General features: G+C 71.3%; 17 protein-coding genes and 2 tRNA genes. 16 read left to right on the forward strand and 3 right to left on the reverse strand.

Annotation, left to right across the window (positions count from 1 at the left end; all coding sequences use genetic code 11):
* The first annotated feature begins 51 nt into the window (after positions 1-51).
* Both OG456_RS24130 and OG456_RS24135 read left to right on the forward strand, forming a co-directional pair.
* Complete coding sequence (locus OG456_RS24130) at positions 52-645, forward strand: hypothetical protein (protein ID WP_266564303.1); 594 nt, start codon at positions 52-54, stop codon at positions 643-645.
* Positions 646-746: 101 nt separating this feature from the next.
* The gene (locus OG456_RS24135; RefSeq protein WP_266564305.1) at positions 747-1,817 is read left to right on the forward strand and encodes a hypothetical protein; all 1,071 of its coding nucleotides are present in this window, start codon (positions 747-749) and stop codon (positions 1,815-1,817) included.
* A 12-nt stretch (positions 1,818-1,829) separates the two neighbouring features.
* On the opposite strand, the gene OG456_RS24140 is transcribed toward OG456_RS24135, so the two are convergent.
* The gene (locus OG456_RS24140) at positions 1,830-2,918 is read right to left on the reverse strand and encodes a M48 family metallopeptidase (RefSeq protein WP_266564307.1); all 1,089 of its coding nucleotides are present in this window, start codon (positions 2,916-2,918) and stop codon (positions 1,830-1,832) included.
* A 107-nt stretch (positions 2,919-3,025) separates the two neighbouring features.
* On the opposite strand from OG456_RS24140, the gene OG456_RS24145 reads away from it, so the two are divergent.
* From OG456_RS24145 to OG456_RS24185, 9 genes are all read left to right on the forward strand, one after another.
* Complete coding sequence (locus OG456_RS24145; RefSeq protein WP_266564309.1) at positions 3,026-3,190, forward strand: hypothetical protein; 165 nt, start codon at positions 3,026-3,028, stop codon at positions 3,188-3,190.
* A gap of 153 nt (positions 3,191-3,343) precedes the next feature.
* Positions 3,344-3,508, forward strand: a complete 165-nt coding sequence (locus tag OG456_RS24150) for a hypothetical protein (RefSeq protein WP_266564311.1) — start codon at positions 3,344-3,346, stop codon at positions 3,506-3,508.
* 225 nt (positions 3,509-3,733) lie between these two features.
* Positions 3,734-4,396 (forward strand): nicotinate-nucleotide adenylyltransferase, encoded by a 663-nt coding sequence (nadD, locus tag OG456_RS24155; RefSeq protein ID WP_266564313.1) that lies wholly within the window; start codon positions 3,734-3,736, stop codon positions 4,394-4,396.
* Between the two features lie 16 nt (positions 4,397-4,412).
* Positions 4,413-6,095 carry a LytR C-terminal domain-containing protein gene (locus tag OG456_RS24160; RefSeq protein ID WP_266564315.1) on the forward strand — a complete coding sequence of 561 codons (1,683 nt, stop codon included), beginning with the start codon at positions 4,413-4,415 and terminating at the stop codon, positions 6,093-6,095.
* Between the two features lie 123 nt (positions 6,096-6,218).
* Positions 6,219-6,677 carry a ribosome silencing factor gene (gene rsfS, locus OG456_RS24165; protein ID WP_266564317.1) on the forward strand — a complete coding sequence of 153 codons (459 nt, stop codon included), beginning with the start codon at positions 6,219-6,221 and terminating at the stop codon, positions 6,675-6,677.
* A complete protein-coding gene (locus OG456_RS24170) occupies positions 6,674-7,351 on the forward strand; it encodes a histidine phosphatase family protein (RefSeq protein WP_266564319.1) in 678 nt (225 codons plus the stop codon). The genes rsfS and OG456_RS24170 overlap by 4 nt, the downstream gene beginning before the upstream one ends.
* 96 nt (positions 7,352-7,447) lie before the next feature.
* Positions 7,448-7,520, forward strand: a tRNA-Ala gene (locus OG456_RS24175).
* 537 nt (positions 7,521-8,057) lie between these two features.
* The gene (locus OG456_RS24180; protein ID WP_116513021.1) at positions 8,058-8,291 is read left to right on the forward strand and encodes a hypothetical protein; all 234 of its coding nucleotides are present in this window, start codon (positions 8,058-8,060) and stop codon (positions 8,289-8,291) included.
* A 135-nt stretch (positions 8,292-8,426) separates the two neighbouring features.
* Positions 8,427-8,499 (forward strand) — tRNA-Ala (locus tag OG456_RS24185).
* Between the two features lie 88 nt (positions 8,500-8,587).
* Here the strand turns inward: OG456_RS24185 and OG456_RS24190 are convergent.
* Positions 8,588-10,177, reverse strand: coding sequence for an NADH-ubiquinone oxidoreductase-F iron-sulfur binding region domain-containing protein (locus OG456_RS24190; RefSeq protein WP_116513022.1), 1,590 nt, complete (start codon positions 10,175-10,177; stop codon positions 8,588-8,590).
* Positions 10,174-11,487: a cytochrome b/b6 domain-containing protein gene (locus OG456_RS24195; RefSeq protein WP_266564323.1), complete on the reverse strand. Its 1,314-nt coding sequence runs from the start codon at positions 11,485-11,487 to the stop codon at positions 10,174-10,176. Before OG456_RS24195 ends, OG456_RS24190 begins: the two co-directional genes overlap by 4 nt.
* A 430-nt stretch (positions 11,488-11,917) precedes the next feature.
* Between OG456_RS24195 and leuS the strand changes: the two genes are divergently transcribed.
* The 5 genes from leuS to OG456_RS24220 all read left to right on the forward strand — a co-directional run bounded on the left by leuS (position 11,918) and on the right by OG456_RS24220 (position 20,781).
* Positions 11,918-14,812, forward strand: coding sequence for a leucine--tRNA ligase (gene leuS, locus OG456_RS24200; protein ID WP_266564325.1), 2,895 nt, complete (start codon positions 11,918-11,920; stop codon positions 14,810-14,812).
* Positions 14,813-14,986: 174 nt separating this feature from the next.
* On the forward strand, positions 14,987-15,733 hold the full coding sequence (locus OG456_RS24205; RefSeq protein ID WP_266564327.1) for a hypothetical protein: 747 nt from the start codon (positions 14,987-14,989) through the stop codon (positions 15,731-15,733).
* A 63-nt stretch (positions 15,734-15,796) separates the two neighbouring features.
* The gene (locus OG456_RS24210; protein ID WP_266564329.1) at positions 15,797-16,642 is read left to right on the forward strand and encodes a DegV family protein; all 846 of its coding nucleotides are present in this window, start codon (positions 15,797-15,799) and stop codon (positions 16,640-16,642) included.
* 312 nt (positions 16,643-16,954) lie between these two features.
* The gene (locus OG456_RS24215; protein ID WP_266564331.1) at positions 16,955-18,115 is read left to right on the forward strand and encodes a ComEA family DNA-binding protein; all 1,161 of its coding nucleotides are present in this window, start codon (positions 16,955-16,957) and stop codon (positions 18,113-18,115) included.
* Complete coding sequence (locus tag OG456_RS24220) at positions 18,112-20,781, forward strand: ComEC/Rec2 family competence protein (protein ID WP_266564333.1); 2,670 nt, start codon at positions 18,112-18,114, stop codon at positions 20,779-20,781. The genes OG456_RS24215 and OG456_RS24220 overlap by 4 nt, the downstream gene beginning before the upstream one ends.
* Positions 20,782-20,895: the final 114 nt, after the last annotated feature.

The following is a 20,895-nucleotide window of genomic DNA, read 5'->3' on the forward strand; positions in this document are numbered from 1 at the left end:
GAATTCCCGCACCGACTGCCCAAAACGACCCCCCAGGTCTACTCTGGACGCGTGCCGGAGGACGTGGGGGGCACGCCGTTCCCTGACGGCTGGGAGCCCGACGACGACCGCGACCGCGGGGGTGCGGACGAAGAGTTCGCCTCCGTGGTCTTCGACGAGGACTTCGTGCAGGCCGCCGAGGTCCATGAACCGACCGCGGTCGAGCGGCTGCTCGCCGCGGCGCAGGCGCGCGCCGAGGCCCAGGAAGCCGAGGCGCGAAGGGCCCGCACGCGTGGCTCCGCGGTCGACGACGACCTCTACGACGACGGGTACGGCCCCGACCCGCGAGGCGGCTACGGCCACGGCCTTGACGCCGACGACCTCTACGACCCCGATGTCGACGAGGACGGCTACCCGCGCCCCGGCGCGTACGCCGCGAAGGTGCGCTGGCGCCGCCCCGTCGCCTGGCTGCTCGCCCTCGTCATGGGCATCGGCATGGTCGCGCTCGCCTTCACTGCCGTATACCGCGGCGCCTCGTCGGGCGGGCGCCAGGACCGGGTCCCGCCGCCCGCGACGACCGAGCTGGAGAAGGGCTTCCCGTCCGCCCCCAGCGCCTCCGCCGACTACTCCCAGTCACCGGTCCCCGCCACCCCGCGGATCCCCTGACCACGCACGGGTACACCCCGTCAGCACAGGGTTGAGACCCTGTCGGAAGTTGTCGCGTACCAGGGCGTTTACCGGACCCCCCACAGACCTACCCTGAAGGTATGGGCGAGCCAGGAGACCCACCCGAGGGGACCCCCGAGAGCGCTCCCGGCGGTGGTGGCGAGGACGAGTACCGATCCGTCGTCTTCGACGAGTCGTTCATCCGCGCTGCCCGGCTCCAGGAGTTCTCCGCGCAGGAGCGCATCACCGACCACGCGCCCGCCGTACGCCGGCGCCCCGGACTGCGCCGCGGCTTCACCCGGCAGGCCGTCATCCTCGTCATCCTGATCGTCATCGCGTTCGGCACCGCGATCTACATGGGTGTACGCAACCCCTACCAGGGCGTCACCGCCCGCCGGCCCGAACCGCTGCGGATGACCGTCATCCCGCTCTCGCCGCAGGGCCGGGTGCCCGGCACGGTCTCGGTGTCCGAGCTCTACGCGCACAGTCCCGCCGCCGAGTTCAGGACGGCCGCCGAGGGCATCAATCTGCCTCCGGAGCAGCACACCGCGCACTTCTCCGAGAGCCAGGTCTACGCCGCCCTGACCACCGCCAAGGACTATCTCGTCGAGTCCTCGCTCGACCCCGACGTGCTCACCGGGAAGGCCGTGCGGCCCGTGCGGATCCTGCTCGACCCGCAGCAGCTCGACCAGTTCGACCGGAGCTTCGACCGGCCCGCCGCCGACGGACGGCACGAGGCCACCGGCTGGCTCGTCCGCTTCGACCCGAAGCAGGCCGAGCTCGCCGACACCGGGATCCGCGTCCAGGGCACCCTGCGCGCCACGGAGTCCGACGCGGACACCCTCGAGGTCGTCTCCGACCACACCTTCGTCTACGCGCTGCGCCCGGCGGGTGCCGGCTCCGACGCGAAGGCGTCCCTGTTCACCGTCCGCCGCGAGCTGCACTTCCGCTTCGACCGGGACGACCTGCGCATGCACCAGGCCGAGATGCTCGTGAGCTATGTGCAGGCCGGGCCGCTGTCCTGCTCCGTCGACTCGGCCGCGCATCTGCACCCGCTGCTCGCGGGGCAGACACCGAAGGAGGGCGGCCCGGCCGGCACCGACCCGTTCGCCACGGGCGGCACCACCTCGCTGTGCGGTGCCCTCGCGCCGGGCGCCCAGCCTTCGCTCTGAGCCCCGCGGGAGCTACGCGCCGTCCTCCGGCGTCCCGTGGTTGCCCGTGTTCGCACCGCCGTTGCCGCCGCCGAACCTGCCGCGCAGCTTGCCGCCCAGGTCGCCCGCGCCGCCCGCGATGTCCGTGACCAGCTTCATCAGCGGGTCCTTGGAGCTGCGCACGTTCTCCGCGTAGTGCGAGGCCGACTGGCGGAACGAGTCGGTGACCGAGGTGTCCTTGTCCTCGGTGCGGCGCGGGTAGTGGCCGTCCATGATGCGCTGGTAGTCGCGGGTCGCGGCCCACTTCTTCAGCTCGGCCGCGCGGACCGTGGTGAAGGGGTGCGTGCGCGGCATCACGTTGAGGATCTTGAGCACGGAGTCACGCAGGTCGCCCCCGGCCTCGTACTCCTCGGCCTGCTTGAGGAACGCGTCCACGTTCATCTCGTGCAGATGGTTGCCGCCCGCGATCTTCATCAGACCGCGCATCGACGCGTTGAGGTCCTGGCCGACCAGCAGGCCCGCGCGGTCCGCCGACAGCTCCGACTTGCGGAACCACTCGCGCAGCGCCGTGACGATCGCCATGATCGCGAAGTTGCCGAGCGGGATCCACGCGACGCGGAGCGCCAGGCTGGTCAGGAACAGCAGTATCGTCCGGTAGACCGAGTGGCCGGACAGCGCGTGGCCCACCTCGTGGCCGACGACCGCCCGCATCTCCTCTTCGTCGAGCAGCTCCACCAGGCCGGTCGTCACGACGATGATCGGCTCGTCCAGGCCGATGCACATCGCGTTCGGCTGGGGGTCCTGGTTGACGTACATCGGCGGGACCTTCTCCAGGTCCAGGATGTAACAGGCGTCCCGCAGCATGTCGTTGAGGTGCGCGAACTGCTCGTCGGAGACCCGGACCGAGTCCGACAGGAACAGCAGGCGCAGGCTGCGCTCGGGCAGCAGACCGCTGAGCGCCTTGAACACCGTGTCGAAACCGCTGAGCTTGCGCAGTGCCACCAGGGCCGACCGGTCCGCCGGGTGCTCGTACGCCCGCGAGGAGATCCCCTCGAAGCGCCGGCGCTGCCTGCTCGGTACGTGCTCGCGCTGGTCGTCGTTGCCGTCGTTGACGTCGGGCATGCGTCCCCCATGTTCGTGTGCCGTCATGTTCGGTTGTGCCCCCGAGGAGGTCTCCACAGTAGGCGGAGATACCGTGGCGGGGCAGCACACCGAAGGAGCGAAACGCCATGGAGCACACACCCGACGCCGCCTGGCTCACCCAGGTGGTCAACGCCGCCGCCTCCGACCAGCAGGGTGCCGGCAATCTGCTGCGCACCGTGATCGTCGTGGGCTTCCTCGGCAGCGTGTTCCTGGGCTGGTTCCTGCTGCGGGGGTACAAGCGCGACGACTGACGCGGCCGCGGGGCGGACACGCATACGGCAGAGTCGGCGTGATCGCCGAGGACACCCCCGCATACGATGAGCGGGAAGTCTTTATCCAGACCTCATGTCACCACCCAGAGCCCGACTCCCCATCCCGTCTCACCCGGATAGGTCCTGCTGACGATGAGCCTCCACAGCACCGCTGCCCAGCTGGCCACTCTCGCCGCCGAGGGCGGCGAGGACGGCGGCAACCACCCGAGCCTCAGCCCCTACCTCACCGGCGGCGGAGCCCTGTTCCTCCTGCTGCTGCTGCTGTGGATCGTCACCCGCTTCAACCGGGACCGCTGACGTGCAAAAGCGCCGTCTGTGGGGATGAAGCCCCGGGGCTTCGTCCCCACAGACGGCGCTGTTCGTGCTGCCCAGTAGGCTCTGCACGCGTGACTCCGCCACTCCTTTTGGGGAGCGGCTTCTCACTCGGCTCGGGAAGAGCCTCATGACGGCCAAGCCCTGACCGTTGCCGAAGGCGCAAGCTCCATCTATTACCCTGTCCGGCGCACGGGGAGGGAATTCGGAATGGGACAGCACGACATGGTGACAAGTCCGGTCAACGGCCCGGCCGGCGGCCCGGACCGGGCCCGGATCAGCACCGCCAAGCGGCGTCTCGGCGTCATGGGCGGAACCTTTGACCCGATCCACCACGGACACCTGGTGGCGGCCAGCGAGGTCGCCGCGCAGTTCCACCTCGACGAGGTCGTGTTCGTACCCACCGGGCAGCCCTGGCAGAAGACGGACCGCACGGTCACTCCGGCCGAGGACCGCTACCTGATGACGGTCATCGCGACCGCCGAGAACCCGCAGTTCTCGGTGAGCCGTATCGACATCGACCGCGGCGGGCCGACGTACACCACGGACACACTGCGCGATCTGCGCGCGCTCAATCCGGACTCGGACCTCTTCTTCATCACCGGCGCCGACGCCCTGGGGCAGATCCTCACCTGGCGGTACACGGAAGAACTGTTCTCCCTGGCGCACTTCATCGGGGTCACCCGGCCGGGCCACCCGCTGACCGACCCCGGTCTGCCGGAAGGCGGTGTCTCGCTCGTCGAGGTTCCGGCCCTCGCCATCTCGTCCACGGACTGCCGTGCGAGGGTCGCCAAGGGTGCCCCCGTCTGGTACATGGTCCCGGACGGTGTGGTGCGCTACATCGACAAGCGCGAGCTGTACCGCGGCGAGTGAGCCGAGAGGGGCACCGGTGAACGACCGATACGACGGTTACTCGGGCAGTTACTCGGGGGACGCGTCCAACACGTCCGACCAGTACGAGCTCGTCGGCTACGACGAGTACGGGCAGCCCGTGTACCGGCAGGTGCCCCAGCAGCCTGCGCAGTACGAGTATCCGCAAGCGCCCCAGGGCTACGGCTACGACCCGTACGCCACCGGTCAGCAGCCGCCGGTGCCCTCGTACGACACGTACGACCCCTACGGGGCGGGTGCGCCCGCGCAGCAGGGGCCGCCCCCTTCCTACGACCCCTACGGGGCTGTCGCGGGAACGGGGCAGCAGCAGCGCGTCGAGGAGCAGACCGCGACCGCCCACATCCCGGCGCAGGCCGCTCCCCGGACCGAGCCCGCGGCGCGCGAGCGCGACGGGGCGCCCGAGTACCGCACCGAGCAGTTCTCCTTCGTCGAGGAGCCGGACGAGAACTCCGAAGACGTCATCGACTGGCTGAAGTTCACCGAGTCGCGCACCGAGCGCCGCGAGGAGGCCCGCCGCCGCGGCCGCAGCCGGGTCGTCGCCCTCGTCGTCGTCCTCGTGCTCTGCGTGACCGGCGGCGTCGGCTACCTCTGGTACGCGGGCAAGCTGCCCGGCTTCGGCTCCGCCGACTCCGGCAAGGGCGCCGCAGACACGGCGGGCCCGCAGAACCGCGACGTGATCGTCGTCCATCTGCACAACACCAAGGGCGGCGGCACCTCCACGGCGCTGCTCGTCAACAACACCACCACCAAGCAGGGCACCACCGTCCTGCTCCCCAACTCCCTTGCCCTGACGGACGACGAGGGCAGCGCGACGACGCTCGGCAAGTCCGTCGGCGGCGACGGTTCCTCCGGCACGCGCGACGCCATCGACACCGTCCTCGGCACGGACGTCGAGGGCACGTGGCGGCTGGACACCCCGTACCTCAACAACCTCGTCGAACTCGTCGGCAACATCGACATCGACACGAACGCCGACGTCCCCGACCCGGCCGCCAAGTCCGGGAAGAAGGCGACGTCCCCGCTGGTCAAGAAGGGCAAGCAGCAGACGCTGAGCGGCCCCATGGCCGTCGCGTACGCCACCTACCGCGCGCCCGGCGAGTCCGAGACCGCGCAGCTCATGCGGTTCGGCCAGGTCATGCAGGGCGTACTGCGCAAGCTGTCGTCCGACCCCCACGCCGCCACCGTCACCGTCCAGTCCCTCGCCCAGATCCTCGACCCGTCGCTGGGCGAGAAGGACCTCGGCGCGTTCCTCGCCAAGCTCGCCGACCGGGCCAAGGGCGGCGACTACAAGACCGCGCTCCTGCCCGTGCAGCAGGACGGCACCCTGTCCGAGCAGGCCACCGACAGCGTCGTCAAGGACGTCCTCGGAGGCACCGTCAAGAACCCGGGCAAGGACGCCTCCGTACGCGTCGGCATCAAGAACGCCACCGGCGTCAAGGCCCGCACGGAGAAGGCCAGGGTCTCGCTCGTGAACGGCGGTTACACCTTCGTCGACGCCGGGACGGGCACCACGGCCCAGGCCGCGTCGCAGGTCACGTACAAGGACGCCGACCGCAAGCAGGACGCCGTCGAGGTCGCCAAGACCCTGGGCCTGCCGACGAGCGCGGTGCGCAAGGGGAAGACCGTGGCGAACGCGGACGTGTCCGTGGTCCTCGGCCAGAACTACACGGGCGGACAGTAGGCGAGCCCGGCCCCGGGGGCGCGCTCCCGGGGCCAGGAGAATCCAGTAAGGGCCGTCGGCGGTCCGTGAGACCCTTGGGGTATCCCTTCAGGGGATTACTGCCCGCCGACGGAAAGCCTTGTAGTGACCGCCACTGACCGTTCCCTCGAGCTCATCACCACCGCCGCACAGGCGGCTGCCGACAAGCTCGCGCACGACATCATCGCGTACGACGTCAGCGATGTGCTGTCGATCACCGACGCCTTCCTGCTGGCCTCCGCGCCCAACGACCGCCAGGTCAAGTCGATCGTCGACGAGATCGAGGAGCGCCTGAACAAGGAGCTCGGCGCCAAGCCGGTCCGCCGCGAGGGCGACCGCGACGCCCGCTGGATCCTCCTCGACTACGTCGACATCGTCGTCCACGTCCAGCACAGCGAGGAGCGCGTCTTCTACGCCCTCGAGCGCCTGTGGAAGGACTGCCCCGAGCTGGAGCTTCCCGAGGACGCCAAGGCCACCCGTGGCAAGGCGGCGGAGCACGCCCAGCGGACGCAGGCCGCGGAGGAGGCCGAGGAGCTTCGCGAGCTGGGCGGAGAGCTGCGTTGACCGCCGCGGGGGCCGGCGCCGGAGCGGCCGGGGGACCGGCCCGCGGACGGCGCGTCATCCTGTGGCGGCACGGCCAGACCGCCTGGAACCTGGAGCGCCGCTTCCAGGGCTCCACGGACATCGGCCTGACCGAGACCGGCGTCGCCCAGGCCCGCCGGGCCGCCCGGCTGCTCGCCTCGCTGAAGCCGGACGCCATCGTCGCGTCCGACCTCAGCAGGGCCGCCGCCACGGCCGCCGAGCTGGCCGCGCTCACGGGCCTCGACGTCACGCACGACGAGGGCCTGCGCGAGACCTACGCCGGAGAGTGGCAGGGCCTCACGCACGACGAGATCATCGGCCGTTACGGCGACCAGTACGCCGCGTGGAAGCGCGGCGAGCCGGTGCGCCGCGGTGGCGGCGAGCTCGAGACGGAGGTCGCCGACCGGGCCGCCCCCATCGTGCTCAGCCACGCGGAGAAGCTGCGGCAGGACGGCACGCTCGTCGTGGTCAGCCACGGCGGCACGATCCGCACCACCATCGGGCGCCTCCTCGGTCTCGAGTCCCACCACTGGGAAGGTCTCGGCGGTCTCTCCAACTGCTGCTGGTCCGTCCTCGGCCAGGGGGCACGCGGCTGGCGGCTGCTCGAGCACAACGCGGGCACGCTCCCGGAGCCGGTGCTCGGCGACGACGACTGAGCCCCTGACGGGGCCGGACGGCCGGATTTCACTTTCCGGCAGGTCGCAGGCTAAAGTTCTTCTTGTTCGCAGCCGCGCAGAGCGGGGAGAACGCAAGGGGCTATAGCTCAGTTGGTAGAGCGCCTGCATGGCATGCAGGAGGTCAGGAGTTCAATTCTCCTTAGCTCCACAGTCGAAGCGTCCGCTTCACAAAGATCCCGTCCGGGTAAGGGCGGGATTTTTTGTTACCCGGCACACTTTTTCCAACTTCCTTGAGGCGCTTGGTGTCCCAGGGGCGTACAGGTCTGCGGATGTGGTCCTCGTGTGTGGGTGTGTGCGTAAGTGCTGGCCGGAGCGGGCGAACTCGGCGCCGTGTCCGGACCGGTACTCATGCGTCGCTGACCGTGACGCTCCGGCCGTGGCAGAATCGGACGGCCGGTAGAGGGCCGCGTCCGACCGACGAAGACGGCCCGACGGGAGGGAGAACGCGATGCCCGCGCGCATCACCGAGGCGGCCGACCGCCCCCTCGGCGTGACAGTGAGACCGGCCGAAGCGGCCCATTGCGGGCAGCACATGACTTTCCCTTCCCCCTCTCCCTCTTCTTCCCTTTCTTCCTCTTTCCCCGACTGTCCGTCCTGCGGCTCCCTCCACGTCGCGCAGATGCTCGGCGACAACGGCGGGATCTCGTACGTGTGCACGGCCTGCGGCCACAGCTGGAGCTGATCGATGGGTGCACACAGGAGGACGTGCGACTGGTGCGGCAGCGGCACGCCCATCGTCAGGGACATGGAGCCGGTCAACCCCGACTACCAGTACTGGTGCGAGGAGTGCGCGCGGGCGCTGATCATAAAGGGCGATCCGATCGAGACATATCGGGAGCTGGAGGGTGAGCCGATCTACGGCCGGCTGCTCGACGAGCACTGCACGCTCAAGCGGTTCTATTCGTTCGCCACGGCCTGAGGGTGGCGTAAATTCGGGCAAATCGGACCAAGGCGGAAACGATTTGGTGATGCTCCGGGTGCCCGGTAATGTTGGCGTCGCCGCCGGGGAAACCGGGCGACACGGTGAACATGCGGCTCCGCCGCGTGGCCGCAAGGGGCTATAGCTCAGTTGGTAGAGCGCCTGCATGGCATGCAGGAGGTCAGGAGTTCAATTCTCCTTAGCTCCACAGTAGTTGGACATGAAGACGGGCCACCCGAACAGGGTGGCCCGCTTTCGTATGCGGTCACGCAGCCCCGCGGGGCGCGCTCACGGGGTCAGCCGCGCCCGCTGCCCAGCGCTCTGCGCCCCCGGCCCGGCGGGAGCGCGGGCGGCAGGGCCGGGCGGGCCGGAACCGCCGCCGGGTCCTCCTCGATACGCAGCGCCAGCGCGGGGCACCGGCGTACGGCCCGTACGGCCCGCGCCTCCGAATAGCGCGCCACCGGGGCCTCCGCCACTGAGGGATAGCCGTCGGGGCCCAGCTGGATCAGCTCCGGCACGATGTCCGCGCACAGGCCGTGGCCCTCGCACAGCGTCCAGTCCACCGCGAGCCGCCGGCCGCTGGGGGACTCGCCCTGCGGCGCCTCCGTGTGCAGGGGCAGTACGCCCTGCACCGGGCGCCCGCAGCCGCCGCCCAGGACGTGCGCGGCCAGATCGTCCGTGAACGCCGAGATCGTCGACTCCAGGAACGCCGCCGAGCCGTCCGGGTGCTTGCACGCGCCGCGCCGCTTCACCGCCCTGGTGACCTGCTGGAGGGCTTCGAGGGCGGTGGGGCCGCCGCCGTTCAGCACGTCCTCCAGGCCGCGCGCCGCCGCCGGCAGACCCAGATAACAGGGCCCGCACTGGCCCGCGCTCTCCGAGGCCAGCCACTGCGCCACCCGCAGCGCCTCGCCGAGTGGGCAGGTGTCCGGGCCGATCGGCAGGATCGCGCCCGCGCCGAGCGCGCCACCGGCGGCCTCCAGGGAGGCGCGGGAGACCACCGCCTCCTGCGCCGCGAAGGCGTCGAGCCACTTGCCGTGATAGCCGCCCGTGAGCACGCCCTGGGGCATCGGCGGGGCGCCCGCGAGCTGGAGCACGTACCGCAGGGGCACCCCCGCCGGGACTTCGAGGACCATCGGGCGGGCGACGGCTCCGGAGAGGGTCAGCAGGATCGTGCCGGGCTCGTCGCGCAGGCCCGTGCGGCAGTAGCGCTCGGGCCCGGTGCGGGCCGCGACGGCGAGCTGGGCGAAGGTCTCGGCGTTCGACAGCAGGGTGGGCGCGCCGCCCACCCCGGAGTCGGAGGCGCGCACCTTGCGGCCCGGAGGCACCGGGGGTCCGCCGTCCGCCGAGCGGATCAGCGCGGAGGACTCCCCGGTGACCATGCGTACGGGGTTGCGCTGGACGCGCGCGCGTAGCGGGGCGCCACGGCGGTTGGACAGGCCCCTTTCGAGGAGCGCGGCCTGCATGGACGCCTCGGTGGAGTCGCGGGTCACGCCCACCACGAGGGTGCGGGCGCCGAGCGCCTCGGCGACCAGGAGCGCGCCGTCGAGGATGAGATGCGGGGCGCGGTTGATCAGCACCGTGTCCTTGCGGCAGGCGGGTTCGTCCTCGCTGCCGTTGACCACGACGACGGGGCGCACCCCGCGGCGTATCGCGGACTGGGCGACGGCGCGCAGCTTCTTGGCGAAGGGGAACCCCGCGCCGCCGCGGCCGCGCAGCGATATCTGCCCGGCCAGCGCGGCCAGTTGCTCACCGCCCATCGGTTCGAGCGGGCCGTGCACTTTCAGATGCATGTCGAGGTCGAGTCGCTCGACCAGGTCGAAGCCCGAGGTGAGCTGGGGGAGACCGACGACGCGGACTTCGGGGACGTCGGGCAGCGCGGTGTTCACTGAATGCCTCCGGGCGGCGTGTTCCAGGGCTCACCCGCGGCGGGGGCCTGGAACGGGCCGGGCAGCGTTTCGGTGGCGGACTCTTCCTCGAAGCTCGGGATGCCGCCGTAAGGGGTGTCGAGAGTGGGGTCGTACGCCGAGGGGGGTGCCGGAGCGGGGGGCGGCGGGGACGGGGCCGGCCAGCGCTCGGGGGGCTCGGGGTCGACGAACGGGAGGGCCTCGGTGGGCTGGAGGTCCAGGAGGGTCAGCGGCTCCCCGGGGGGCGGGTCGCCGAAGAGCGGGTCCCCCGGGGTCGAGACCGCACGGTAGGCGGCCGAGAAGCCGATTCCCGCGGTGGCGGGGCGCGGCTCGAACGCGGGGCGCGCCGGAGCCTCGAACAGCGGTGGCATGCCGGGGGACGGCATCTGGAGCGGGTTGTCGCGCGGCCGCGGCGGGGGCTCGCGGTTCACGTCGAAGCGGGGGCCGGACGGTGCGGGGCGGCCGGCGCCGCCGGGCAGCGGGGATTCGGTGACGTCCCTGCGACGGGTGCCCTGTGTCCTGCCGTCACTGTCGAGGAGCGCCAGGACGCGGGCGGCGACTTTGCGCTTGACCGGTCCCGGTGCCGCGCGCAGGGCGACCGCACCGCCCACAGCGACCAGGCACAGGCAGTACAGGACCACTACGTAGGTCTTCGGCTGCCGGCCCGCGTACAGGCCGTGGATCAGCGCCGAGCACCAGGCGGGGTAGGCCAGCATGTGCAGGGCGCGCCAGCGGGAGGCGATCTGGGCCGGGGAGGCGAAGGCCTTGCGCAGCGCGCCGGTGACGCCGGTGGTGACCATCAGGAGCCCGGCGAGCGAGCCGAGGCCGATCAGGCCCGCGCTGCCGGTCACGCCGAGCCCGAAGGGGATCAGCGCGCCGACCACGGACACATGGTCGAGGGCCAGCTTGACCGTGACGTGCAGCAGCAGGAAGCCGATCGAGGCGACCGCCGTGGCCCGGTGCACGCCCTGGGAGAGCAGGCGCTGGCGCGAGGTCAGGAACAGCCGGTCGGAGGCGACCAGGCCCCAGACGACGGACGCCGTCAGGGAGACCAGGGACAGCACCCCGGTGGTGAAGTCGAGCGCGGCGCGGAAGGCGTCGCTCCCGACGAGGACCACGAGGGGTATCAGCAGCAGCGCCGCCGCGCACAGGGCTCCTCGTGCCGTCCGGCTGGGTGCGGGGGACGGGCGGATCCTGCGCCGGGGGCGCCGGGTATTTCGAGGCTGGGGGAACGGATTCAGCGGCTGCCCGTTCGTCGGGGAGTTCAACGGGGAGTTCAGTGGAGGGTTCATGGGGGCGACTCCGAATGGTTCGGCAAAGTGGTCCCGCTGCCGCACTCTAGGTCGACCCATACCAGCCAGTACGAGGTTTGAGTTATCTCGTTGTTATCTATCGGAGGTGTGGACTTTGTGTTGCCCCGATAGGGGTCGGTACGCGGGGTAACCCTTGGCCCGTGCACCTTCCGAAGGCCTCCTCCGGCTCTTGCGCGGCCGTCCCGAGGCCCTCCCCGGTAAGCTCGTCGCGGCCCGTGTGGGCCCTGCGGTACCCTGACGCCATGCGTGCCGTACGCCTTCTGCTTAGCGAGCCGCGCTGATCAGTCCCGACCGCTGACGAATCGCGGATCGGAATCGGCGCGGCGCCCCCTCCTGTGCGAGGGGCATTTTTGTTTGGCCAGCGCGGTCAGTTCCGTAAGCAGAGACGATCGATGGAGCTTTGAGGATCATGAGCGAGACGAATTCCGCTGCCGCTTCCGAGGTGGCCGCGCCGCACCGCTACACGGCGGCGATGGCCGCCGACATCGAGGCACGCTGGCAGGACTTCTGGGACGCCGACGGCACGTACGAGGCGCCGAACCCGAGCGGTGACCTGGCGGGCGACACCGAGGCGGACAGGGCGCTGGCCGCCAAGCCGAAGAAGTTCGTCATGGACATGTTCCCGTACCCCTCGGGTGCGGGCCTGCACGTCGGCCACCCGCTGGGCTACATCGCCACGGACGTCTTCGCGCGCTTCCAGCGCATGAACGGGCACAACGTCCTGCACACGCTGGGCTTCGACGCCTTCGGCCTGCCCGCCGAGCAGTACGCCGTGCAGACGGGCACCCACCCGCGCACGTCCACCGAAGCCAACATGGTCAACATGAAGTCCCAGCTGCGCCGGCTGGGCCTGGGCCACGACAAGCGCCGGTCGTTCGCCACGATCGACCCCGAGTACTACAAGTGGACCCAGTGGATCTTCGTCCAGATCTTCAACTCCTGGTACGACGACGAGGCGAAGAAGGCCCGTCCGATCGACCAGCTGATCGCGCAGTTCGAGAGCGGTGAACGCGCCGTACCGGACTCCACGCGCGCGTGGCACGAGCTGAACGCCGCCGAGCGGGCCGACGTACTGAGCGAGTACCGGCTGGCATACGCCTCCGAGGCGCCCGTCAACTGGTGCCCCGGCCTGGGCACCGTCCTGGCCAACGAGGAGGTCACCGCCGACGGCCGCTCCGAGCGCGGCAACTACCCCGTCTTCAAGGCCAAGCTGCGCCAGTGGAACATGCGCATCACCGCCTACGCGGACCGCCTGCTGGACGACCTGGACGCCCTGGACTGGCCCGAGGCGATCAAGCTGCAGCAGCGGAACTGGATCGGCCGCTCCGAGGGCGCCCGCGTCGACTTCCCCGTCGGCGACGACGCCATCACCGTCTTCACGACCCGTCAGGACACCCTGTTCGGCGCCACGTACATGGTCCTGGCGCCCGAGCACGACCTGGTGGACCGGATCGTCCCCGCCGCCTGGCCCGAGGGCACGCACGACGTCTGGACGGGCGGCCACGCGACGCCCGCCGAGGCCGTCGCCGCCTACCGCAAGCAGGCCGCCTCGAAGTCCGACGTCGAGCGCCAGGCCGAGGCCAAGGACAAGACCGGCGTCTTCACCGGCGCGTACGCGACCAACCCGGTCAGCGGCGAGCGGGTCCCCGTCTTCATCGCCGACTACGTCCTGATGGGTTACGGCACCGGCGCGATCATGGCCGTCCCCGCCCACGACACCCGCGACTTCGCGTTCGCGCGTGCCTTCGAGCTGCCCATGCGCTGCGTGGTGGAGCCCTCGGACGACCGCGGCACCGACACCTCCACGTGGGACGACGCGTTCGCCTCCCACGAGGCGCGGCTGGTCAACTCCGCGAGCGATGACATCTCCATCGACGGCCTGGGCGTCACCGACGCCAAGGCGCGTATGACGGAGTGGCTGGAGCGCACCGGCATCGGCCGAGGCACCGTCAACTTCCGCCTGCGCGACTGGCTGTTCAGCCGCCAGCGTTACTGGGGCGAGCCCTTCCCGATCGTCTACGACGAGGACGGCGTCGCCCACTCGCTGCCCGAGTCGATGCTGCCGCTGGAGCTGCCGGAGGTCGACGACTACAGCCCCCGCACGTTCGACCCGGACGACGCCGACACCCAGCCCGAGACCCCGCTGTCCCGCAACGGCGACTGGGTCCACGTCACGCTGGACCTGGGCGACGGACCCAAGAAGTACCGCCGCGAGACCAACACCATGCCCAACTGGGCGGGTTCGTGCTGGTACGAGCTGCGCTACCTGGACCCGCACAACAGCGAGAAGCTGGTCGACCCGGCCATCGAGCAGTACTGGATGGGCCCCCGTGAGGGTCAGCCGACCGGTGGCGTCGACCTGTATGTGGGCGGCGCCGAACACGCCGTCCTGCACCTGCTGTACGCCCGCTTCTGGTCGAAGGTGCTGTTCGACCTGGGCCACGTCTCGTCGGCCGAGCCGTTCCACAAGCTGTACAACCAGGGCATGATCCAGGCCTACGTGTACCGCGACAGCCGTGGTATCGCGGTGCCCGCCGCCGAGGTCGAGGAGCGCGACGGCGCGTACTACTACGAGGGCGAGAAGGTCTCCCGTCTGCTGGGCAAGATGGGCAAGTCCCTGAAGAACGCCGTCACGCCGGACGAGATCTGCGCCGAGTACGGCGCGGACACCCTGCGCCTGTACGAGATGGCGATGGGCCCCCTGGACGTCTCGCGGCCGTGGGACACGCGCGCCGTGGTGGGCCAGTTCCGTCTGCTGCAGCGCCTGTGGCGCAACATCGTCGACGAGGCGAGCGGCGAGGTCACCGTCGTCGACACCGAGGACTCCGCCATCGACGGGACCACGCTGCGTGCCCTGCACAAGGCGATCGACGGCGTCCGCCAGGACCTGGAGGGCATGCGGTTCAACACCGCCATCGCCAAGGTCACCGAGCTGAACAACCACCTGACCAAGGTCGGCGGCCCGCTGTCACGCAGCGTGGCCGAGCGCCTGGTGCTGCTGGTCGCGCCGCTGGCCCCGCACATCGCGGAGGAGCTGTGGCGCAAGCTGGGCCACACCGACTCCGTCGTCCACCAGGACTTCCCCGTCGCCGACCCCGCGTACGTCGTGGACGAGTCCGTGACCTGCGTCGTGCAGATCAAGGGCAAGGTCAAGGCGCGCCTGGAGGTGTCCCCGTCGATCTCCGACGAGGAGCTGGAGAAGGTGGCCCTGGCCGACGAGCGCGTCGTCGCCGCGCTGGACGGCGCGGGCATCCGCAAGGTCATCGTGCGGGCACCGAAGCTGGTGAACATCGTTCCCGCGTGAGCGGGGACATCGGCCTCGCGTGAGCGGTGGCCGGTGCTGGGCGACCACTTCGTTCAGCCGGATCAGGGTTGTTCCCTACGGGCAGGTTGGGGGTTCCGCTGGAACCTCCGGCCTGCCTTTTCCGTTTACGGTGGAAGAGGCGGACGGACCGCCGACCTTGTCGGGAGGAGCGTCATGGGAGAGGCCGTGATCGCGATCGTGGCGCTCATGTTCGTACTGTTCCTGGCCCTGGGCGCGTACGTGACGGTGAAGGCCGTCGGCGCCGCCAAGCGGGGAGTGGACCGCACGGTCGCGCAGGCCCGCCGGTCCGTCGAGGACACGACGCTCAAGGCGCGGACCTTCGTGCAGCCGGGCGCGGCCGGCGAGCTCGCGCAACTGCGGCTCAAGCTGCGTACGTCGATGAGGTCCACGCAGGACGCGCTCCACGCGCGCGTGGCCGAGGACGCCTCGCTCAAGGAGTCGCTGGACCTCTTCGGCAGGCTCAGCGTGCACGGGCACGAGCTGGACGACGACCTCAAGCGTCTTGAGACCGAGCCGGACAGGGCGCATCTCGCCGAGCTCCTGCCCGACCTGCGCAAGCGGACGGAGCAGATCACCGCGTCGGCCGACTCCCTGCGCCGGGCGGCCAGGGACCGTGCCCACCGGATCGCCGATGACGACCTGGAATCCCTGAGCGCCCAGATCGACATCGAGGCGGGCGCACTGCGGCACTGGACGACCGAACCGTCGCCCGAGCCCGCGCAGACGCCGCACTCGTGGCCCGAGGCATCGGCCCCGGAGCGCCCTGCCGCGCATCAGACCTGGCCAGGGACTCCGCAGGGCGGACAGGCCGAGGCGCCCGACCGGCCCGCGCTCTCACCCACCGACCCGCGCCCGGCCTATCCTTGGCAGAAGAAAGCCCGCCCGGAGAGCACGACTTGACGTGTGACCGGGCCACCGGGGCCGGGCTGCCGTCCACCGGCCCGGGCAGGTAATCTCCAGCTCATGTCCCGCCATGTCGCGATCGTCACGGATTCAACGGCCTACCTGCCGCAGCGGACGATGGAGCGCCACGGCATCATCGCGGTCCCCCTGACCGTGGTCCTTGGCGACCGGGCCCTCGAAGAGGGCGCCGAGATCTCCACCCGCTCACTCGCCGAAGCCCTGCAGAAGCGCCGGCCGGTGACCACGTCCCGGCCCAGCCCCGAGATCTTCGCCGCCACCTATCGCAAGCTGGCCGAAGAGGGCGCCACCAGCGTCGTCTCGCTCCATCTGTCGTCCGAACTCTCCGGCACCTACGACGCCGCGGTACTCGCCGCGCGCGAGGCGCCGGTGCCGGTCAGAGTCGTGGACACCGGCATGGTCGCGATGGCCCTCGGATTCTGCGCGCTCACCGCCGCCGAGGTGGCCCACGGCGGCGGCACGGTCGACGAGGCCGTGACCGCGGCGGAGAAGCGGGCCGCCGCCACGTCCGCGTACTTCTACGTCGACACCCTGGACTACCTCCGCCGCGGTGGCCGTATCGGCGCAGCCCAGGCCCTGCTCGGCTCGGCGCTCGCCGTGAAACCGCTGTTGCAGCTCGAAGGCGGTCGTATCGAACTGCTGGAAAAAGTGCGCACGTCGTCGAAGGCGATCGCCCGGCTCCAGGAGATCGTCGCCGAGCGCGCGGGAACGAGCGAGGTCGACATCGCGGTGCACCATCTCGCCGCGCCGGACAGGGCGGCGACGTTCGCGGACCGGCTGCGGGAGCGGGTGCCGGGGCTCATGGACCTTCATGTCAGCGAGGTCGGCGCGGTGATCGGGGCGCACACGGGGCCGGGGTTGCTGGGGGCGGTTGTTTCGCCTCGGTGAGGCGCAGTGCCGGTGCAGTGCCTGGTGCGGTGCCTGGTGCGGTGCGGTGCTCTGAGCCGGGGGCGTGGTCCGTGACCTGGGCTGCGCTTGTGGGTGACGGAGTTATCCACAACTGCCGGGTTGTCCCCGGGAATTGAGCAAGATCACCGCGGCTTCGGCGGAGTGCCTAGCGTTCGTGGCATGGCACTTGGATCAGCACTTTCAGGGACATCTGTACGTTCAGAGACATCGGTACGTTCAGAGGCGCCGGACGCGGCCGCGGGGGATGTGGCGTCGGGGGCGGCGTCGGGGACGTGGCAGCGGCGTAGGCGGGTGCGGCGGCACTATCGGCAGGCGTCGGCCGAGGCGTTGAGGTTGCGGGCGGAGGCGTTGTTCGCCGAGGGGCGGGGCGGGCCGCCGGGCTTATCGGGTTTGTCTGGTGCCCCGAGCCTCTCGCCCGGTCCGCCCGGTCCGCCCGGTCCGCCCGGTCGGCCGGGTGTGCCGAGTCCGCCTGATCCGGCCGAGTGGGTGCCGCCGGTGCGTCCGCCTCTTCCACCGTGGGCCGGGACAGTCTCATCACGTCCGCCGCGGTGGGCTCGGGCCGATGCCGATGCCGATGCCGATGCCGACGAGGGCGGGGCCGGGGTGGGGGCGGCACCGGGGGAGTTCAGGGAGGAGTGGGACGGTCCGGCGGGCGAGGCGGGGAGGGATACGGCCTCGTGGCGGGAGCGGGCTGGGCTTGCCGTGAGGGAGCGGCTGCCGCTGTGGATGCAGACGCGGTGCGGGCTGGAGCGGCGGAGCGTGATCGCTCTGGTCGTGGTCCTGGTCGCGGCGGCGGGCTTCGCCGTGCACCACTTCTGGACCGGACGGGCTCAGCCGGTGAGCGTGCCCGAGGTGGTCCGATCGACGGCGCCCGAGGAGGCGGCGGGTTCGTCCGCCGCCGGTCAGGAGCCGGGCACCGGGCCGTCGGTACCCGCCCCGGCCGGGGTGTCGGCTGCGGGCAGTACGAATGGGGCGGCCGGGGCGTCGGGGGCGGGGATCGTCGTGGACGTCAGCGGGAAGGTGCGGAGTCCCGGGATCCATCGGCTGCCGGCCGGATCCAGGGTCGCCGACGCGTTGCGCGCCGCCGGAGGGATCCGCCCGGGCGTGGACCCCACGGGAATCAACCGGGCACGACTGCTGGCGGACGGCGAGCAGGTGGTCGTGGGCGTACCGGCGGCCCCGGGAGGGATCGGTTCGGGGGGTTCTGCGGGTGCGGCGGGTTCTGCCGGGACCGGGCCCGGAACCGGGGCCGCGGCTGCGGGGCCGATCGGGCTCAACACCGCTACCGCAGAGCAACTCGACACATTGCCGGGCGTCGGCCCCGTGCTGGCCCAGCACATCATCGACTACCGCACCGAGCACGGAGGGTTCCGTTCCGTCGACGAGCTGCGCGAGGTCAACGGCATCGGCGACCGTCGCTTCTCCGACCTCCAGAATCTCGTACGGCCATGAGGAACAAGGGAGTCGCACCGGGCTCGGACTCTTCCTTGGGCGACTCGAACCCTCGGCAGGAGGGTCCGGCAGACCTCCGTCTCGTCCCTCCGGCACTCGCGGCATGGGCCACGGCAGCGGTGACCCTGGATGCTCCGGCGGTCCGGGTGACGGCTCTGGCGCTGACCTGCGCGGCGGTGGCCGGAGCGTTGTTACTGGGAGGAGCGACGCGGGGGCGGCATGAAAGGATGGAGCCACACCGTCCGCCACTACAGCCCACGCCCCCGGAATTACGGTCACCACCACCCCGCCCTCCCCGCAGAGTGTTCTCGCTCTGGCCCCGTATGTCCGTGGCCGCCGTGCTGCTGTGCGTTGCCGCGTCCGCGGCCTCGGCCGCCTTGCACGGCGCGGATCTGACACGCGGGCCCGTTCCCGGGCTTGCCCGGCAATTCGCCCGGGTGACGGTCGGGTTGGAGGTGACGGCCGACCCGCGGCTGACGCGCCCCCGCGTGAAGGGGGACCACCCGGCTCCCTCCTCCGTCGTCATCGCCGCCGATGTGCTGAAAGTCGGCGCGCAGGGCGGGTCCTCGGGCGGTGCCGGGACGCGGGTGCGTACACCGGTCCTGGTCCTCGTCGACGTGGACCGCGCCGCCGCGGGGAGGACGCCGTGGCTGTCGCTCCTGCCCAGTACGCGGCTGGTCGCACACGGAGGGCTGGCACCCGCGTCGGCCGGCGGAGGCCGGGTCGCGGCCCTGCTCCGCATCGGGCGGGACGAGAGCCTGCGGGTCGTCGGCGCGCCCTCCACGGCTCAGCGGTTCGCGGGGAAGCTGAGGGGTGGGCTGCGGGAGGCGACCGAGGGGCTCCCGGGGGATGCGCGCGCGTTGCTTCCCGGGCTGGTCGTCGGGGACACCTCACGTGTCCCGCCCGAGCTGCACGAGGCGTTCGAGGCCACTGACCTGGTGCACTTGATGGCGGTCAGCGGGGCGAACTTCACGATCCTGCTCGCTCTGCTCATCGGCCCGCCCGGCACCGCGCACCGGTCCGAGCGCCGTGGCCTCGCGCCGAGGCTGGGGATCCCGCTTCGGGCAACGGCCGTGCTCGGCGGCGCGCTCACGCTCGGCTTCGTCATCGTGTGCAGACCGGAGCCGAGCGTGCTCAGGGCGGCGGCCTGCGGGTCCGTCGCACTGCTTGCCATCGGCACCGGGCGACGCAGGTCCCTGATCCCGGCCCTGGCCACCGTCGTACTGCTGCTGGTGCTGTACGACCCCTGGCTGGCCCGGAGTTACGGGTTTCTGCTGTCCGTCCTGGCCACGGGTGCGCTGCTGACCCTGGCACCGCGCTGGAGTGCGGCACTGCGACGGCGCAGGTGTCCGCCGCGACTGGCGGAGGCCCTCGCCGCGGCCGGCGCGGCGCAGGCAGTGTGCGCGCCGGTGGTCGCGGTCATCGCCTCACGGGTGAGTCTGGTGGCGGTGCCCTGCAATCTGCTCGCGGAGTTCGCGGTCGCGCCGGCGACGGTGCTGGGGTTCGCCGCGCTGGCCGCCGCGCCGCTGGCGATGCCGGTCGCGAAGGCCTTTGCCTGGTGCGCGAGCTGGCCCGCCGGATGGATCGCGGAAATCGCACGCGCGGGGGCCGCACTGCCCGGCGGAGGCGTGGACTGGCCCGGTGGCCCGAGTGGCGGGCTGCTGCTCGCCGTCGTCACTCTGTGCGTGGTCCTCGTGGGCCGTCAGGTGCTCAAGTCTGCGTGGGCCATGGGGGTATGTGTGCTGCTCCTGGTTCTCGTGATCACGCAGCCGAGGCCCTTGACCCGGGTGATCACGGGGTGGCCCCCGCCGGGGTGGCGGATGGTGATGTGCGATGTGGGGCAGGGCGACGCGCTGGTGCTCGCGGCGGGCGCGGGGGCCGGGGTGGTGGTCGACGCGGGGCCGGATCCGGTGCTGGTCGACCGCTGTCTGCGCTCGCTCGGGATCACCCGGGTCCCGCTCGTCCTGCTGACCCACTTCCACGCGGATCACGTCGCGGGTCTGCCCGGGGTGCTGCGGGGGCGCGAGGTGGGGGCGATCGAGACGACGGGGTTCGACGAGCCGCCTGAACAGGTGCGTTTTGTCAGGGGGTTGGCGGAGGCGCGGCACATCACGATGACCCGGGCCGCCGCGGGGGAGCAGCGGCGGACGGGCCGGCTCGCATGGCAGGTACTGTGGCCGCCGCCGCGACCCGCCCCGGACCCGGACGGCCCGAACGACGCGAGCGTCACGCTGCTGGTCCGCACCGCGGGCCTCACCCTGTTGCTCATGGGCGACCTCGAACCACCGGCGCAGCGCGCCCTGTTGAGATCCCCCGCGGCGGCGGCCCTGCCGGCCGTGGACGTTCTCAAGGTCGCCCACCACGGCTCGGCCTACCAGGATCCGGTATTCCTGCGCCGGGTCGCGCCCCGGCTTGCTCTGATCTCTTGCGGCGAGAACAACCAGTATGGACACCCGTCGGCGCGTACGGTCGCGGAGTTGCGGGCCGGGGGAGCGGCGGTCCTCCGGACGGACCGGGACGGGGCGTTGGCGGTCACCGGGTCCGGGCGGGACGGATCCGGGAAGGCCAGATCCGGGCAGGACGGATCCGGGGCAGCGGCCCGTTCCGGGGAGGGGAAGGGGGAGCGGGAGGGCGAGGGGCTCGGTGTCGTGGCGGTCGGGTCATGACGGGCGCCACGCGCCCGAGCCGGACGCACTGTTACCGGTTGGTAGAAATACCTCCGAGTTGGCGAAACAGTAAGTGGAATGACCAAGTCAGGCATCTCTGTGCAGGGGGTAACA

Source organism: Streptomyces sp. NBC_01446, assembly GCF_026340095.1.
GTDB lineage: Bacteria > Actinomycetota > Actinomycetes > Streptomycetales > Streptomycetaceae > Streptomyces > Streptomyces aureus.

Coding starts and splice junctions, on each gene's coding strand:
- OG456_RS24220 (WP_266564333.1), top strand. CDS start 18,112: ATGAGGAACAAGGGAGTCGCACCGGGCTCGGACTCTTCCTTGGGCGAC.
- OG456_RS24140 (WP_266564307.1), bottom strand. CDS start 2,918: ATGCCCGACGTCAACGACGGCAACGACGACCAGCGCGAGCACGTACCG.
- OG456_RS24210 (WP_266564329.1), top strand. CDS start 15,797: ATGTCCCGCCATGTCGCGATCGTCACGGATTCAACGGCCTACCTGCCG.
- leuS (WP_266564325.1), top strand. CDS start 11,918: ATGAGCGAGACGAATTCCGCTGCCGCTTCCGAGGTGGCCGCGCCGCAC.
- OG456_RS24180 (WP_116513021.1), top strand. CDS start 8,058: ATGGGTGCACACAGGAGGACGTGCGACTGGTGCGGCAGCGGCACGCCC.
- OG456_RS24205 (WP_266564327.1), top strand. CDS start 14,987: ATGGGAGAGGCCGTGATCGCGATCGTGGCGCTCATGTTCGTACTGTTC.
- OG456_RS24135 (WP_266564305.1), top strand. CDS start 747: ATGGGCGAGCCAGGAGACCCACCCGAGGGGACCCCCGAGAGCGCTCCC.
- nadD (WP_266564313.1), top strand. CDS start 3,734: ATGGGACAGCACGACATGGTGACAAGTCCGGTCAACGGCCCGGCCGGC.
- OG456_RS24145 (WP_266564309.1), top strand. CDS start 3,026: ATGGAGCACACACCCGACGCCGCCTGGCTCACCCAGGTGGTCAACGCC.
- OG456_RS24150 (WP_266564311.1), top strand. CDS start 3,344: ATGAGCCTCCACAGCACCGCTGCCCAGCTGGCCACTCTCGCCGCCGAG.
- OG456_RS24195 (WP_266564323.1), bottom strand. CDS start 11,487: ATGAACCCTCCACTGAACTCCCCGTTGAACTCCCCGACGAACGGGCAG.